The organism is Hymenobacter terrenus (assembly GCF_000972495.1).
In the GTDB taxonomy this organism is placed as follows: domain Bacteria; phylum Bacteroidota; class Bacteroidia; order Cytophagales; family Hymenobacteraceae; genus Hymenobacter; species Hymenobacter terrenus.
In genome coordinates this window covers 25,083-39,639 of sequence record NZ_LATM01000029.1, presented here as the reverse complement: position 1 = coordinate 39,639, position 14,557 = coordinate 25,083, and the positions used below count along the sequence as shown (strand labels likewise).

Below are 14,557 nucleotides of genomic sequence, written 5' to 3'. Positions count from 1 at the left end.
TGCACGATGTAGCAATGACCCCTGTTCTCCCGGGCAGTGTGGACTCCGCGGGCCAGCGGGCGACGTTGGGGGTGCTGGGTGGTGGCCAACTAGGGCGCATGTTTGTGCATGCCGCCCAGCGTCTGGGGTACTTCACCGCCGTGCTGGAGCCTGACGCCCAAAGCCCAGCCGGGCGGGTGAGTCACTACCACATCCAGACCGACTACAACGACCCGGCTGGGCTGGCGCAACTGGCCCAGCTGTGCCAGGCCGTCACCACCGAGTTTGAAAACGTGCCTGCCCAGGCCCTGCAAACGCTGGCGCTGACTCGACCCGTGGCGCCGGGCGCGGCCGTGGTGGGCATTGCGCAAAACCGCATCGAGGAAAAAACTCACTTCACGGCCTGCGCCGACGTGTCGGGGGTGCGCTGCGCGCCTTATACGGTGATTGAAACGCCAGCCCAGCTGCAGGCCGTCCAGCACGACCGGGCTGATCTGCTGCCTGGCATCCTCAAAACCGCGCGCATGGGCTATGATGGCAAGGGCCAGGTTCGCGTCAAGACTGCCGAGGAACTGGCCGCCGCCTGGGCGGAGTTGGGCGGCGCCGCCTGCGTGTTGGAAAAAATGCTGCCGCTAACCGCCGAATGCTCGGTGCTGGTGGCGCGCGGCTGGGACGGGCAAGTCGTCAGCTTCGCGCCGCAGCGCAACGTGCACGTCGATGGCATTTTGGCCGTGACCCACGCGTACGAAGAAAATATGCCGCCCGCCCTGGCTGGCAGTGCCCGCGATGCTGCCGTTTCCATCGCGCATCATCTCGGCTATGTTGGGGTGCTGTGCGTCGAGTTTTTTGTGGTGGAAGGCGGCAGCGAGCACGGCAGCCTGGTGGTCAACGAGATGGCTCCGCGCCCGCACAACAGCGGCCATTACACCCTGGACGCCTGTGATGTGTCGCAGTTTGATATGCAGGTCCGGGCCATGGCGGGCTTGCCCTTACCGACGCCGCGCCAGCATTCCCCGGCCATCATGCTCAACCTTCTAGGCGATGTGTGGTTTGACAGCAACGGCGGGCGGCGAGAACCCGACTGGCTAACCGTGTTGAGCCTGCCGGGAACGCACCTGCACCTGTACGGCAAGTTGGACGCGCGCGTAGGCCGCAAGATGGGCCACCTGACCATCACCGGCTCGGACGTCGCCAGTGTCAAAACCGTGGCGCGGCGCGCCGCTGGTTTGCTCGGCTTGCCGGGGCTGGACGACATCTGAATGCCACCTGAAGCATTCAGCATGACCGTTCTCTTGATTTCTGATTTCCCAACATAGCTTCTATATCTAGTTGTGCCGCCTTGGCTCCCCTCTTCCAAAGAGAGCGCGCCAGGGGTAAGGCGAACCGCCAGAACATGACCCAAACAGTAAAACTCATCCTCGAAGACGGCACTGAAATCGAGGGCACTTCTTTCGGCGCCTACACGTCCGTGGCGGGCGAAGTAGTGTTCAGCACGGCCATGACGGGCTACCCCGAAAACCTGACCGACCCGTCCTTCGCGGGCCAGATTCTGGTGCTCACCACCCCCATGGTGGGCAACTACGGCGTGCCCGGCGAGGAACTATACGATTCGATTTCGAAAATTTTTGAGTCCGACAAAATCCACATTGCCGGCCTCGTGGTTAACTACTACTCCGAGGAGCACAGCCACTGGAACGCTGCCAAAAGCCTGGGCGACTGGCTCAAGGAATACAACATCCCTGGCATCTTCGGCGTCGATACCCGCCTGCTCACTAAGAAGCTGCGCGAGCAAGGCGCCATGCTGGGCAAAATCGTGGCCGACGAGGATGTTGCCCTACACGACCCCAACCTCGACAACCTGGTGGCTCAGGTGAGCCGGCCCGGCGTGCAGCACTACGGCAGCGGGCAGCACAAAATCGTGCTGGTGGACTGCGGCACCAAAACCAACATCATCCGTTGCTTCCTGGAGCGCGACGTGGAGCTGATTCGCGTGCCTTGGGACTACGATTTCACCCAAATCGACTACGACGGCCTGTTCCTGAGCAACGGCCCCGGCGACCCCAAAATGTGCGCGGCCACCATCCAGCACCTGCAAAAGGCACTAACCCAAGACAAGCCCATTTTTGGCATCTGCCTGGGCTCCCAGCTCATGGGCTTGGCGGCGGGTGGCGACACCTTCAAGCTGAAATACGGTCACCGCAGCCACAATCAGCCCGTCAAGCTCTCCGGCACCCAGCGCTGCTACATCACCAGCCAAAATCACGGCTTCGCGGTCGACACCGCTACGCTGCCCGCCGAATGGAACATGCTGTTCGAGAACCTGAACGACGGCACCTGCGAAGGCATCCAGCACAGCACCAAGCCCTTCTTCTCCACCCAGTTTCACCCCGAAGCAGCTGGCGGCCCCGAGGACACCGAGTTTCTGTTTGACCAATTTTTGACGTCGGTGGCAGAATATAAATCGACTCACTGATAACCACGTCAACGGCGCATGGCTTTTGTAGTTGTAACGGGAAAGGAGGATGGCTTTAACATGATAGTGACTATCAAGCTGCACATGGAGGTTTTTGGCTCTTCTCTGCTGCGAGCCCGCGAGGACATTGACAGACTGTATTCCCCGCCTAAATGGCCCGTTGAATTTGAAGCGAATGATACAGGAAAAGCTGCACGCTTTGTCTACTTGGCTCGCCAGATTGGAGTAATATGCCACTTGCGTTCGGGCCTTTACGATAAATAATGATGAAGCTTAGCAACTCGTTCAGCGGTGCTTTAAGAACATTCGCCTACTTCATGGCAAGTGGCTCTCACTACATGCTCGAAGGAGTAAACTACCTTGACCTGTACGGAGAAGAACCTAGTGCAATTGAGCAAGCTTACGCCATCTTCGCCAATGTAATCGAACTGGATGAAAACGGGCAAGTACTTAATGCTCAATACGTCCAAAAAAGAGCTGCTGATTATATCCGTTCTTACTGCGACTCGGCTTTCAAAGCCGAACCGCCTTATCAAGGCTGGGAATTGGAGCTACACGAGCCACCTAGTCTGCAGGATAAAATCTAGCCTTGCCATTCTTGAAAATAAGACCGGATTCAATTACTTGACTTTTATCTCTTGAATAAGCCCACAAATCGTCCGGCTTCCCTTTCCTTTTGGGAGGGGGCTGGGGGTGGGGTCACACGCATGAACAAACCACAGAAAGTTCTCATCCTCGGTTCCGGCGCGCTTAAAATTGGCGAGGCCGGCGAGTTCGACTATTCCGGCTCCCAGGCCCTGAAGGCGCTGAAAGAGGAAGGTATCCGCACCATCCTCATCAACCCCAACATCGCCACCGTGCAAACGTCGGACGGCATGGCCGACGACGTGTACTTCCTGCCCGTGACGCCCTACTTCGTGGAGGAGGTCATCAAAAAAGAGCAGCCCGATGGCATTCTGGTGGCGTTTGGCGGCCAAACGGCCCTGAACTGCGCCGTGGCCCTGTTCCGCGCCGGCGTGTTCGAGCGGTACAACGTGCAGGTGCTGGGCACGCCCGTGCAGAGCATCATCGACACCGAGGACCGGGAGATTTTCAAGGAAAAGCTCGACCAGATTGGCGTGCTCACGGCCCGCAGCGTGGCCGTGACGACGCTGGACGACGCCCTGGCCGCCGGCGAAACCATCGGTTTTCCCATCATCGTGCGGGCCGCGTTTGCGCTGGGCGGGCTGGGCAGCGGCTTCGCCAATAACATGGACGAGCTGCGCGCCCTGGCCCGGCAGGCTTTCACGACGTCGGACCAGATTCTGGTGGAGGAGTCCTTGAAGGGCTGGAAGGAAGTGGAATACGAAGTGGTGCGCGACCAGTTTGATAACTGCATCACGGTCTGCAACATGGAGAACTTCGACCCCATCGGCATCCACACCGGCGAGAGCATCGTGGTGGCCCCGTCGCAGACGCTGAGCAACCGCGAATACCACAAGCTGCGCAGCCTCGGCATCCAGACCATTCGCCACCTGGGCATCGTGGGCGAATGCAACATTCAGTACGCGCTGGACCCGGTTTCGGAGGATTACCGCGTCATTGAGGTGAACGCCCGCCTGTCGCGCTCCTCGGCGCTGGCCTCGAAGGCCACGGGCTACCCGCTGGCGTTTGTGGCGGCCAAGCTGAGCTTGGGCTACTCGCTGGCCGAGCTCAAAAACAGCGTGACGCAGACGACGACGGCCTTTTTCGAGCCCGCCCTCGACTACGTGGTGGTGAAGCTGCCGCGCTGGGATTTGGGCAAATTCTCGGGCGTAAACCGCCAGATTGGCTCGGCCATGAAGAGCGTGGGCGAGGTCATGGCCATCGGCAAATCGTTCGAGGAAGCCATTCAGAAGGGCTTGCGGATGCTCGACACCGGCAAGCGCGGCTTCGTGGCCAACCGGCCCGAGCCCGTGGACCGCGACACGATTGACAAGCTCCTGAGCGAGCCGAACGAAGAGCGCATCTTCGCCATCAACCACGCTTTCGAGGCCGGCTACACGCTGGAGCAGGTGCACCAGCTGACGAAAATCGACCACTGGTTTTTGCAGCGCCTGTTCACCGTTTTCGAGCTGGGCCAGCAGCTGGCCGCCGGTCGCGCCGCCGGCCCCGATGCGCTGGAAACCAAGCTGCTGCGCGAGGCCAAGAAAGCCAGTTTCTCGGACCAGCAGATTGCCGTGCTGCTGCTGGGCGAGAACACCGCTACCAACAACGTCAAAGCCAACGAGCTGCTGGTGCGCGCTCGCCGCCAGGCTCTGGGCGTGCGGCCCGTGGTGAAGCAGATTGACACGCTGGCCGCCGAGTTTCCGGCCCGCACCAACTACCTCTACCTCACCTACCACGGCACGGAAGACGACCTGGCGCCGGAAACGGCCAAGTCGGTGGTGGTGCTGGGCTCGGGCGTGTACCGCATCGGCTCGTCGGTGGAATTCGACTGGTGCGGCGTGCAGGCCGTGCAGACCGTGGCCGAGGAAGGCTACAAGTCCATCATCATCAACTACAACCCCGAAACCGTCTCGACCGACTACGACGTGAGCGACCGGCTCTACTTCGACGAGCTGAGCTACGAGCGGGTGCTGGACATCCTGGAATTTGAGCAGCCCGAAGGCGTGATTCTGAGCACCGGCGGGCAGATTCCCAACAACATCGCCACCCGCCTGGAACAGGCCGGCGTGCCCATTCTGGGCACCACGGCCGCGCACATTGATGAAGCCGAGAACCGCCACAAGTTCAGCAGCATCCTGGACGAGCTGGGCATTGCCCAACCGCGCTGGAGCGAACTGACCACCATGGAGGCCATCTACGACTTCGTGAAGCAGGTAGGCTTCCCGGTGCTGATTCGGCCGAGTTACGTGCTGTCGGGCGCAGCCATGAACGTGGTGTTGAACCCGCAGGAGTTGGAGGAGTACCTGAAACTGGCCGCTGAGGTGAGTGCCGAGTATCCAGTGGTCGTGTCGGAGTTTATCCAGGAAGCCAAGGAAATCGAGCTGGACGCGGTGGCTGACCACGGCGAGATTGTAAGCTACGCCATTTCTGAGCACGTGGAATTTGCGGGCGTACACTCCGGCGACGCCACCATGTACTACCCGCCGCAGCGCGTGTACGTGGGCACTATCCGTAAGCTGAAAGTCATTGCCGAGAAAATCGCCAGGCGTCTGGCTATCAGCGGGCCATTCAACATCCAGTTCCTAGAGAAAAACCGCGAAATCCGCGTCATCGAGTGCAATCTGCGCGCCTCCCGTAGCTTTCCCTTCGTATCAAAAATATCGGGCAACAACCTCATCCAAAAGGCCACCCAAGTGCTACTGGGCAAGAAGATGGAGCGCGACGAAAGCGAGCGGGTGTACGACCTGCCCTTCGTGGGCGTGAAGGCCCCGCAGTTTTCCTTCACCCGCCTGCCCGGCGCCGACCCGGTGCTGCGCGTCGACATGGTGAGCACCGGTGAAGTGGGCTGCCTGGGCGACACCGCCGAGGAAGCCCTGCTGAAGTCGATGCTCAGCGTGGGCTACAAAATCCCGCAGCAATCGGTGCTGATTTCCGGCGGTCCCATCCTCTCCAAAGTGGCCCTGCTCCCCGCCGTGGAAATGCTGGTGCAGAGGGGCTACACCATTTACGCCACCCAGGGCACGCACCGCTTCTTCGCCGAAAACGGCATCCCCAGCAGCCTGCTCTTCTGGCCCGATGAACTACAAGAGCCCAACGTGCTGACGTATCTGAAAGAGAAGAAAATCGACCTAGTCATCAACATCCCGAAAAACCTCTCCAAAGGCGAGCTGGACAACGATTACAAAATCCGCCGCACCGCCGTGGATTCCGGCGTGCCCTTGGTGACGAATGCGCGGTTAGCGCGGGCCTTTATTCAGGCCTTCTGCACGCTGGCGATAAAAGACTTGAAGATCAAGAGCTGGAACGAGTATAGAGCGATGTAGCGTAGACTTTAACTTCGCTGTCCTTCAGTTGTAGTTCGCGTACAACTCAATATTACGCAAAGCTCAGAATTACCAGAGCGTTGGAAATTGAAGCTCTAACCATATCTGAGTGGGAAAGGAAGCATCAAGAGACTTCTAAAATTCAGGATTTCTGAATGCTTGCACCGCTTAAATAGCGTTGCGGAGTTAACGCAGGCCGCAAATTTTTAGAAACAGTCCCCCCGGATTCTTAGTAGCCTTGACCTTATCGGTTTTGAGTTGATAGGTGAACTTAAAGAGCTGGTCCAAGTGCTTGGGCTCATCGAGGATGGTGGCCACCAACTGCGGTTGGGTAATACCCAGCGCTTCGAGGTGTTGCCGGGCCGAGAAGGCGCGGGCGTCTTCAGCAGGTTGCTCGAAAGGAATCGGCAGCTGCTGTGGCTGCTGACGAGCGATAGTGAAGCGCACTGCGTCGTAGGCTCGCCCCTTCTTAACTAAGGTATAGTCAATCTTGAGGTCCGTATGCTCACTGACCTGGCGTATGGCGATGTCGAGCACGCGAGCCTTGAGTTGGCTAATATTCTGAAACAGTTCCGGTTCCTTGCCCTTAGGGTCCTTCAGGTGCAACATCTGCTTGAACTCATCCAGCGGATAAGTACGTGTCGACGTTTTGTCCTTCCATTGACTGACGAGCTGATAGATGCGCTTGGCGTACTTGCTGCTCAGCTTCAAGGCCGAATGCAGTTGGTAGGAAGTAAAGTTTTCTTTCAGATTGAACAGGTAGGGTCGGATGGGCGCCGCCAGTTGAATCTGGAGGCAGCCTTTGCCTTTGATGTACTCCACTCGTTGAAACATCCACAACTGCTGGTAAGTCCGTTCGTTTTCCACCTCGAACATGCGCGAGCCCATATCGGCTGTGGCTTCACGCAACTGCTGGTAGTTCCACTGCCGCCCGGTCAGAGCTTCCACGTCCTTAACATAAATAGTATACTCCCGATCCGGCGTATCATCCCGGCGCAGCCGGGAAAGCAGGTAAAAAAAGATATCCAGTTGGCAGGCGGTATAGTCATAGCGAGCCTGAGTAATTGCATTATGCTGACGGACAACGGGAGTAGGCTCCACAACCATAGCGGCTTCTTCAGGTTTCATAGACTTAAAATAAGTACGTAGGGATAAAACAAATATAACAGCATGAATGATAAAAAACCACGGTGGTAATTAAATGTGGTTTCTCACTTATAAAACGTGGTCTTTAAACTTATAAAACGTGAGAGCTCACTTATAAAACGTGGTGGCAAGAAGTATAAAAGGTGGTTTTTAACTTATAAAACGTGGTTTCAAAGCATTGTATAGCGTTAGATATAAGAGAGTTATGAATGCTACAAATAGAACAAGTAATACCAAATAACTCACAAGGATTGTTGATGCACAATAAGAATAGCTTTTAAGGGCAGGTGACTCAACCTATCATTGAAACAAACAGAAAGCAACAAAAAGAGAGGCATAGTCTAGCGACTCAACGCATTGCATTTATACAAGAAAGGAAGTGACTAAAATAGCTTGAAACCACGTTTTATAAGTATCTGTAGTAGTAACGCAATTTCTTTTGACTCTATACCACTCTTTATAATCGCCATTGGATTTCCTGAGAATACTCACTGATTTCAAACACTGATGAACTACCACTTTTTATAAGTCAGATTAGTTCTGTGGACATGAACTAGCACGTTTTATAAGTGAAGCCTATCCAAAAGCGTAGCGAAATCTCTTCTATACTATGCGAAATCTGCTGAAAATACACCATTTATTGCCGCTGGCGGCAATTCCCAACCTTTTCTTCTAATCATAAAACGACTCAACCACCCAACGGATTAATGGAAGTATCATAGCACAATCCATTAGACACTAATTGCTTCGTCGATACTGTTTAATATCTTGAAAATCAGAAATATATCAGAGGGGGCTCATGAGGGAGCTAGCAGTATCGAAGCAAAAAACACATACTACTATACATTTCCCAAAAGCTATTTTATGAGAGCTACTTATAAAATGTGAGAGATGGCGAGCAGTTCATTGTCTCCCAACCTACCACAACACCAACGATTGGAAAGAACAGCTTATAAAATGTGAGAGTATGACACCGTAGTTCGGCAGGTCCTTATCCACCCGTGAATTTTACCATTCCCTACTACGCCCCAAGACGAGGTCCACTTACACGAAAAAGGAAACTACTGGTTAGAGCCATCTCCAAAAATTTCAACTCACGGACGGCATGCAGACAATGGCCTCGGCCAGGACCTACCCTTAGTCACAGAAGTCTATAAGATTCCAACACACCACAGACGAAGTGAGCGGATGCTTTCGAACTCATCTAACTAGTTCAACAATGCAGTTTGCAAGATACAGCAGGCCAAGAGGGAGGAACTGATAGCATATACTCGACCGAGCGACACTAGCAAATTACCTCCACCGGACAGAAACACTACAAGACATACCAGCACTATGCCCATCAACTCCTAGGCTTCCCCAGATTAGCTTACGCCGTACCTTTTACAACACCCTGTATTCTGCCGATTGTTAACGCAATAGTGACTGTACCCCTGCAAAATTGGCTAATAAAATTTGACTGTGGCAAATCTTGCGCTTTTTTCAGGCGTAACCGCGGCGGCAATCGTCATCCACGCCCGTGACGCGGGCAATGCTGCGCTGGGAAGTGCGCTCGACCAACAAGGCCTCGACCTGGGCGTACTGCGCGGCTTTGGCCACGGCGGCAGGAACGAACAACGCCTGGTAGCTACAGGCTTTGCACTGGTAGCGGGCATAACCGCCGCTGTGCCCATTGCGGCGAATTTCTACGTTGCCGCATTGGGCGCAAGTGTGAATTGTCGTGACTATAAACAGATTACCTAAATCATCTTAGTTTAAACTACTGCCATTAAAAAAAATATTTATTAATAGGAATTAATTATACACTAATAAATATAGATAGCAGCTTTATAAGCTGGTTCGTCGGTATATGTCGGGCGGTGCGCCAACTCACCTACAAAGCGGAGCCCATCGATTCGCAATCTGTGCGCACAGGTGGTAAAAAGGGCTACAACGCCATTGGCAAGCAGATGGAATTAGCGGTCCTGTGGCTTACCCTAACCATAGCATGCTATTTGAATTCTTCGACAAAAGCTTGAACCTCCTGATGAAACCGCCGGGGCTCCTGCGCTATCAAGTCATGGGAGCTTTTGTCGAAAATAAGTAGCTTTTTGTGCACTGAGCCCAGGTTTCGAAGGGCGTCTTCTCCCAGTTTGGGTGGTACCAGGAAGTCGTATTTTCCGTTCATGATCAATACTGGAACGGTCACAAGGTGCAGCTTAGAGCTGTATTCGTTTCTGACGGCCACAGTGTTGGCATCGTCCCGCGAGGGATTAACGTACGAAAGCAAATTAGCGATGCTAGAGAAGTCATTTCGCCGGAAAAACGAGGGCACGTTCACGATGCCGTCTACCGTCACTTTGTTTTGGTACTCCTCCGTTAGTTCGGTGGCATCCTCGCCCAATAAGCTCATGGTTTTGGATACGTCCAAATTGTATTGTTGAAAGTTGACGGCATTGGCCTTCCTGACCAATTCCTCCCATTGGCCCACCTTTTTGCCTTTGGCAATCTCCACGCCCGCATATTCCCGAATCATTTCCCGAGTCAGCGAATCCTGTAAGCGGAAGTTGTGGCCGCCCACTAAATGAATCCAGCCTTTCACCAGCGCCTGGTTGTTGCCTGCGGTCATAAAAGCTGGCGCCACAAAGCCGCCCCAGCTTTCCCCGAGAATAAATAACTTGCTATCGGCCCCATAGCGAGCTTTTAGCACCAGCAATACCTTTCTGACGTCCTCCCCGTATTGGGCGGCCGTCACCGTCGCCCGCGACGGATTCCCCTGCGAGGAGCCGGCAAAGCGCTGGTCCCAATATACTACCGCCATTTTTTCTTCCAAAGGCCTAACGGCGTCTCGGTTGAGTTCGAAAAAGGCCCCATTGCCGCCGGGGCCGCCGTGAATCATCAGCATGAATGTCTGAGAAGCCGTATTGCCCTTCACCCGCACCGGCATATCCGCGCCGTTGCTGCGGACGTAAAAAGCATCATCGGCCCGGGTCGCTACCGAAATATCCTCCCGCTGGCAGCTGCCCAATACTACCAAGAGTCCAGCGGCTAGGCCTACCAAGCGGACCAGTTTATGGATTGCCATTTTAAGTGTTTTTAAGGAAGTAGTGTGGGAAGTTCCCCTGAATTGGTCAGGTTATGTTTATAGTCAGTCTACGACCGGGACGTGGTCTTTTTTACTGACCGGACCCGTACTTGTCTGAAGCGGTTAAGCCGGTACGACACCCCGACCTCGAGCATGGGCCGGAAATACAAGAAGTTGTTGTAGGGCAGAAGAAACAGGAGCGTGCCTTTGCCATACACTGACAGTAGCAAACCGGGCCGCGTTTTCGATAAATCCTTGCCTAGCCCGAAGGATAAACCTGGTGCGAAGTAGAAGCTGCCCGCCGCCGACACGCGCCTAACTTCATCATTGGCCGCAACCTCGTAGGTGGTCCCGCCCAGGAAGGTGCGGCTGAGGCCTAGCTGAGGCTCCAGGTTCAGAAAAAACCCGCTTGGGCGCGTGCGCCGCATGTCGTAACCCACGGTCAGAAAAACATTATCGTGGTAGCCGCCATGATGGTACCACCCCAGGTTGGCCGCCAGCGCGTGGTCCTTGAGTAGAATGCGGCGCTGGCCGGCTTTTCTCACCTTGGTAATTTCTTTGGTTAGCAATGGATAAGCCACGCCAGCCCGCACCCCTGGGTAAAACACGGCTCCCACCAGTGAAAACTGGACGGATAGTGGCAACTGCACCGTTTGCGGCGCCTGAGTTGCTTGCGTTGTATCGGGCCGGGTGACTTGGGCGCGTGCGGAAAAGGGAGGAGCTACTAAGCAGCTGGCGGCTAGCACACAGGCTTTGTGGTTCAGGATACCCATCATGGAATGTTGTTTAGCAACCAGCCGTCAGATTTTCTGACTGACTTCGAAACAAAGGTGAAGCCTCACTGCAAGCGCCAGAAATTTATCGGACGAAGGCAGCAGAATTCTGACGAATTGCATTCGTCAGAAAAAGCAAAACGCTATTTTGGACTAGCTTATCTTCGTGGCATGAAAAGGAGTTACAACCAGCGAATTGACTTAGCCATCTGGTTGGGACTGGCCCTGGTGTTTTTACTCAGTGACCTGGGCAGTAGCTTGGAGCAGCACACGGTTCTAGAGCTGGCCGTCGGGGCCTTTGGCATGGTGGCCTTGGCCATGGTCCCGTATTACCTCCACTTGACCTTGCTCAACCGTTTTTTCCACCACCGCCGATACGGCTCCTACTTGCTCCTGACGCTGCTGCTGCTGCTCGTGTTTGGGTGGGCGCAGCACCAGTTGGGAAGGGCCATCTACCAGAATCCGGACGGAGTTGGGGTGGAGATGATTCGCTTGCTGCTGATTCTGCTGGTGGTAACCGGCATCCGGTTTTACCGCGACGGCCTGGCCCACCACTACCAGGAACAGGAACTGCAAGCCAAGCAAACGGCCACTGAGCTCAAGCTACTGCGCGACCAGGTGAATCCGCACTTCTTGTTCAATACGCTGAACAATCTCTATTCCCTTACCCTGCACCAAGCCGCGCAGGCTCCAGAAGTAGTCCTCAAGCTGGCTAGCCTGATGCGCTACATGCTGGAAAAGACGCATCTACCCAGCGTGAGCCTGGACCAGGAGCTAGAGTATTTGCGTAATTACCTCGCCCTGGAAAAATTGCGGCTCGGAGAAAAAGCTGACATTGCCATGCACGTATCCGGCGCGGTAGCCAAAGGTACCATCGCGCCCATGCTGCTGATTCCGTTGGTCGAGAATGCTTTCAAACACGGTGTAGCACCAACTAATCAACCAGCGCGGGTGGTGCTGGATATTTCCCTGCAAGGCGACACGCTGATTTGTAGGGTGACGAACACCGTTTTTCAGCACCAGACCCACGAAATGCCAACTTTACAAACCGGGCTGCTCAACTTGCAAAGGCGGCTGGCCATCCTTTATCCAAATGCCCACGAGCTCTCCCTGGAAAATGAGGGCCACGAATTTCAGGCGCTGCTAGAAATACACTTGTCACCGTCCCAAGCCGCCGTTTCCTCGCTGCCCGCAACCCTCACTTCGCATGCCTTGTAAGTGCCTGATTATAGAGGACGAACTGCCTGCCCAGGAAGTGTTGCAGCATTATATTGACCGTTTACCGGCGTTGGAGCTGGTGGGGTGCTACAGCTCGGCGGTCGAGGCCATTGCTGAGCTGCACCGCCAGCCCATCGACCTTCTGTTTACCGACATTCAGATGCCCGAGCTAAGCGGGTTGCAGTTGGTTCGTAGCCTAGCCCGCCCACCCAAAATAATTTTCACCACGGCCTTCTCAGAGCACGCCGTTGAGGCCTTTGACTTGGGCGTGGTGGATTACTTGTGCAAGCCTTTTTCGTTCGACCGTTTTCTACTGGCCGTAAACCGGGCACTGGTCAGCCTTGGCACTCTGCCGCCCCCACCGCCGCCCGCGGACCAGGAGCTGATCAGTTGGCGGGAGGGCTTTTTGTTTCTGAAAGTAAACAAGCGTCAAGTGAAAGTGTCTTTCTCCGATATTCTGTACGCGGAGGCGTTTGGCAACTACGTAAAGGTGCACACCCAGTCGCAGAGGATGCTGCTGATTACCGAGACTTTTGCCGGATTTACCAGCTTATTGCCCGAGGCGTTTTTCGTCCGGGTGCATAAATCATACATCGTGGCCCTGCCAGTCATCCAGCAGCTGGACGGCGGCCGGATTTTTGTTAATGGACTCCAAATACCCGTGGGAGTTACTTACCGACGGGCTTTGGAAAACAGATTGCTTAGCTTTGGTAAAATGGCTCCGTGAATGGGCAATTCGTTTGATCACAGATATTTATACTAGCACGAACTCAAAGCAGACTTGGGGTAATAGTTGCCTTTGCGGCTATTTTGGTGAAGACGGGCACGAGGAATGTACCCATGCCCGCCATTTTGGGCGGCACGGCCGTGAAGTAAAAGCCTTCGTTGGGCAGCTGCTCCAAATAGCATAAGTGCTCGACAATCAGTCCTCAGGCGCCCAGCAACCTTCCCAACTCAGAAAATCACAGATGACAGGCACTGGCAAGCCCTTCAGGTAATGAGACCATTGAAAATAGTGCGGCTTAAATCAAGGTAGCGGGCGGCGGATTCGACTTTCATTTCTTGATAGTCCTGCTCGGATTTGAATGAATGTTATAGCATTACCCGCTCGAAGTGAACTTAGAGGCATGGTCCCAAGTCCGGTCGTCATCGGCACTATCGAGCACAATGGCGGGTTTCCCCACGCTACCTGTCGCCTCGTTAGTGCCCGTTGTGTCCCTGGCCCTGCCCGGCGATGATAATAATGTAGGCGGTTCGGGGACCGCCGGAATAGCCGTCGTACACAATGGGCAGCGCCTGGTTGGCCTGGAATGCTGCTTCTGTGGTTCCTATATCCGCATTCGTCAGCCCGGGCGCGTAAAGCATGTAGTGCGGGGGAAAGGTCCGTGTGACCACCTGCCCGGTCCGGCTGTTCACCTGCACGTCGCCACCGAGCATGTAGGCAATACCGCTTTTGCGCGGGCTGCGAAACCGTCCAGCTTGGAAGCTGGCTTCGACGTTGCGTCGAATTGCTGAGGCGTTGCTGCCCCGGGCCAGTAGCTGGCCCACGCGCAGCACCACGGGCAGGATGGTGGCAGTGCCCTCGGGGTCCCAGCAGGTGGGGTGCAGCGTGGAGTCGCCGTGCTGCACACCGTCGCGGTTGACCAAGCAGGTAAAGCCGTTCGTACCCGACCGCACCCGCTCGTAGCCCCGTGCCCCATATACATACACAGTCGCTTGCGCACGCAAATGGGCGGGCGCGGCACTCAACGCCAGTTCGATTTCCTGGGCGCGGGGCAACGGCGCTAAGCCCGGCCGTTGTCTCAGGTTGACGGACCGCGGAATGGGGGCTTGTCCCGGCGCAAAGGCCGGGCAGGCGGAGCCCGCCGCTAGCGTCAGCAGCAGACAGCCCAGCAGCAAACGGAATCTGAATGAATTGGGTAACAGGAGCGGGGAGTACATAAAGACTTGGTAC

Annotated in this window: 11 protein-coding genes; 6 read left to right on the top strand and 5 right to left on the bottom strand. The window is 55.4% G+C overall.

Annotated features, from left to right (window positions below; genetic code table 11):
- Window positions 1-14: 14 nt before the first annotated feature.
- The 4 genes from WX88_RS22380 to carB all read left to right on the top strand — a co-directional run bounded on the left by WX88_RS22380 (window position 15) and on the right by carB (window position 6,402).
- Window positions 15-1,238, top strand: coding sequence for a 5-(carboxyamino)imidazole ribonucleotide synthase (locus tag WX88_RS22380; protein WP_156176353.1), 1,224 nt, complete (start codon window positions 15-17; stop codon window positions 1,236-1,238).
- Between the two features lie 134 nt (window positions 1,239-1,372).
- The gene (gene carA / locus WX88_RS22375; RefSeq protein WP_046246672.1) at window positions 1,373-2,452 is read left to right on the top strand and encodes a glutamine-hydrolyzing carbamoyl-phosphate synthase small subunit; all 1,080 of its coding nucleotides are present in this window, start codon (window positions 1,373-1,375) and stop codon (window positions 2,450-2,452) included.
- 263 nt (window positions 2,453-2,715) lie between these two features.
- The gene (locus tag WX88_RS22365; protein WP_231590768.1) at window positions 2,716-3,039 is read left to right on the top strand and encodes a DUF7677 family protein; all 324 of its coding nucleotides are present in this window, start codon (window positions 2,716-2,718) and stop codon (window positions 3,037-3,039) included.
- 120 nt (window positions 3,040-3,159) lie between these two features.
- On the top strand, window positions 3,160-6,402 hold the full coding sequence (carB, locus tag WX88_RS22360; protein ID WP_046246653.1) for a carbamoyl-phosphate synthase (glutamine-hydrolyzing) large subunit: 3,243 nt from the start codon (window positions 3,160-3,162) through the stop codon (window positions 6,400-6,402).
- 186 nt (window positions 6,403-6,588) lie between these two features.
- Here the strand turns inward: carB and WX88_RS22355 are convergent, their stop codons facing one another.
- The 4 genes from WX88_RS22355 to WX88_RS22345 form a co-directional block, all read right to left on the bottom strand.
- A complete protein-coding gene (locus WX88_RS22355; RefSeq protein WP_077068281.1) occupies window positions 6,589-7,530 on the bottom strand; it encodes a replication initiation protein in 942 nt (313 codons plus the stop codon).
- Between the two features lie 1,500 nt (window positions 7,531-9,030).
- A complete protein-coding gene (locus tag WX88_RS31840) occupies window positions 9,031-9,165 on the bottom strand; it encodes a hypothetical protein (RefSeq protein WP_262489856.1) in 135 nt (44 codons plus the stop codon).
- Between the two features lie 373 nt (window positions 9,166-9,538).
- Window positions 9,539-10,612: an alpha/beta fold hydrolase gene (locus WX88_RS22350; protein ID WP_046246652.1), complete on the bottom strand. Its 1,074-nt coding sequence runs from the start codon at window positions 10,610-10,612 to the stop codon at window positions 9,539-9,541.
- Between the two features lie 68 nt (window positions 10,613-10,680).
- Complete coding sequence (locus tag WX88_RS22345; protein WP_156176352.1) at window positions 10,681-11,388, bottom strand: hypothetical protein; 708 nt, start codon at window positions 11,386-11,388, stop codon at window positions 10,681-10,683.
- 168 nt (window positions 11,389-11,556) lie between these two features.
- Between WX88_RS22345 and WX88_RS28180 the strand changes: the two genes are divergently transcribed.
- Together WX88_RS28180 and WX88_RS22335 are read left to right on the top strand one after the other, a co-directional pair.
- The gene (locus WX88_RS28180; protein ID WP_197076899.1) at window positions 11,557-12,603 is read left to right on the top strand and encodes a sensor histidine kinase; all 1,047 of its coding nucleotides are present in this window, start codon (window positions 11,557-11,559) and stop codon (window positions 12,601-12,603) included.
- Window positions 12,593-13,330, top strand: a complete 738-nt coding sequence (locus tag WX88_RS22335; protein WP_046246650.1) for a LytR/AlgR family response regulator transcription factor — start codon at window positions 12,593-12,595, stop codon at window positions 13,328-13,330. Before WX88_RS28180 ends, WX88_RS22335 begins: the two co-directional genes overlap by 11 nt.
- Before the next feature lie 473 nt (window positions 13,331-13,803).
- On the opposite strand, the gene WX88_RS22330 is transcribed toward WX88_RS22335, so the two are convergent.
- On the bottom strand, window positions 13,804-14,544 hold the full coding sequence (locus WX88_RS22330; RefSeq protein ID WP_156176351.1) for a hypothetical protein: 741 nt from the start codon (window positions 14,542-14,544) through the stop codon (window positions 13,804-13,806).
- Window positions 14,545-14,557: the final 13 nt, after the last annotated feature.

Coding starts and splice junctions, on each gene's coding strand:
- WX88_RS22380 (WP_156176353.1), top strand. CDS start 15: ATGACCCCTGTTCTCCCGGGCAGTGTGGACTCCGCGGGCCAGCGGGCG.
- carA (WP_046246672.1), top strand. CDS start 1,373: ATGACCCAAACAGTAAAACTCATCCTCGAAGACGGCACTGAAATCGAG.
- WX88_RS22365 (WP_231590768.1), top strand. CDS start 2,716: ATGATGAAGCTTAGCAACTCGTTCAGCGGTGCTTTAAGAACATTCGCC.
- carB (WP_046246653.1), top strand. CDS start 3,160: ATGAACAAACCACAGAAAGTTCTCATCCTCGGTTCCGGCGCGCTTAAA.
- WX88_RS22355 (WP_077068281.1), bottom strand. CDS start 7,530: ATGAAACCTGAAGAAGCCGCTATGGTTGTGGAGCCTACTCCCGTTGTC.
- WX88_RS22350 (WP_046246652.1), bottom strand. CDS start 10,612: ATGGCAATCCATAAACTGGTCCGCTTGGTAGGCCTAGCCGCTGGACTC.
- WX88_RS22345 (WP_156176352.1), bottom strand. CDS start 11,388: ATGATGGGTATCCTGAACCACAAAGCCTGTGTGCTAGCCGCCAGCTGC.
- WX88_RS28180 (WP_197076899.1), top strand. CDS start 11,557: ATGAAAAGGAGTTACAACCAGCGAATTGACTTAGCCATCTGGTTGGGA.
- WX88_RS22335 (WP_046246650.1), top strand. CDS start 12,593: ATGCCTTGTAAGTGCCTGATTATAGAGGACGAACTGCCTGCCCAGGAA.
- WX88_RS22330 (WP_156176351.1), bottom strand. CDS start 14,544: ATGTACTCCCCGCTCCTGTTACCCAATTCATTCAGATTCCGTTTGCTG.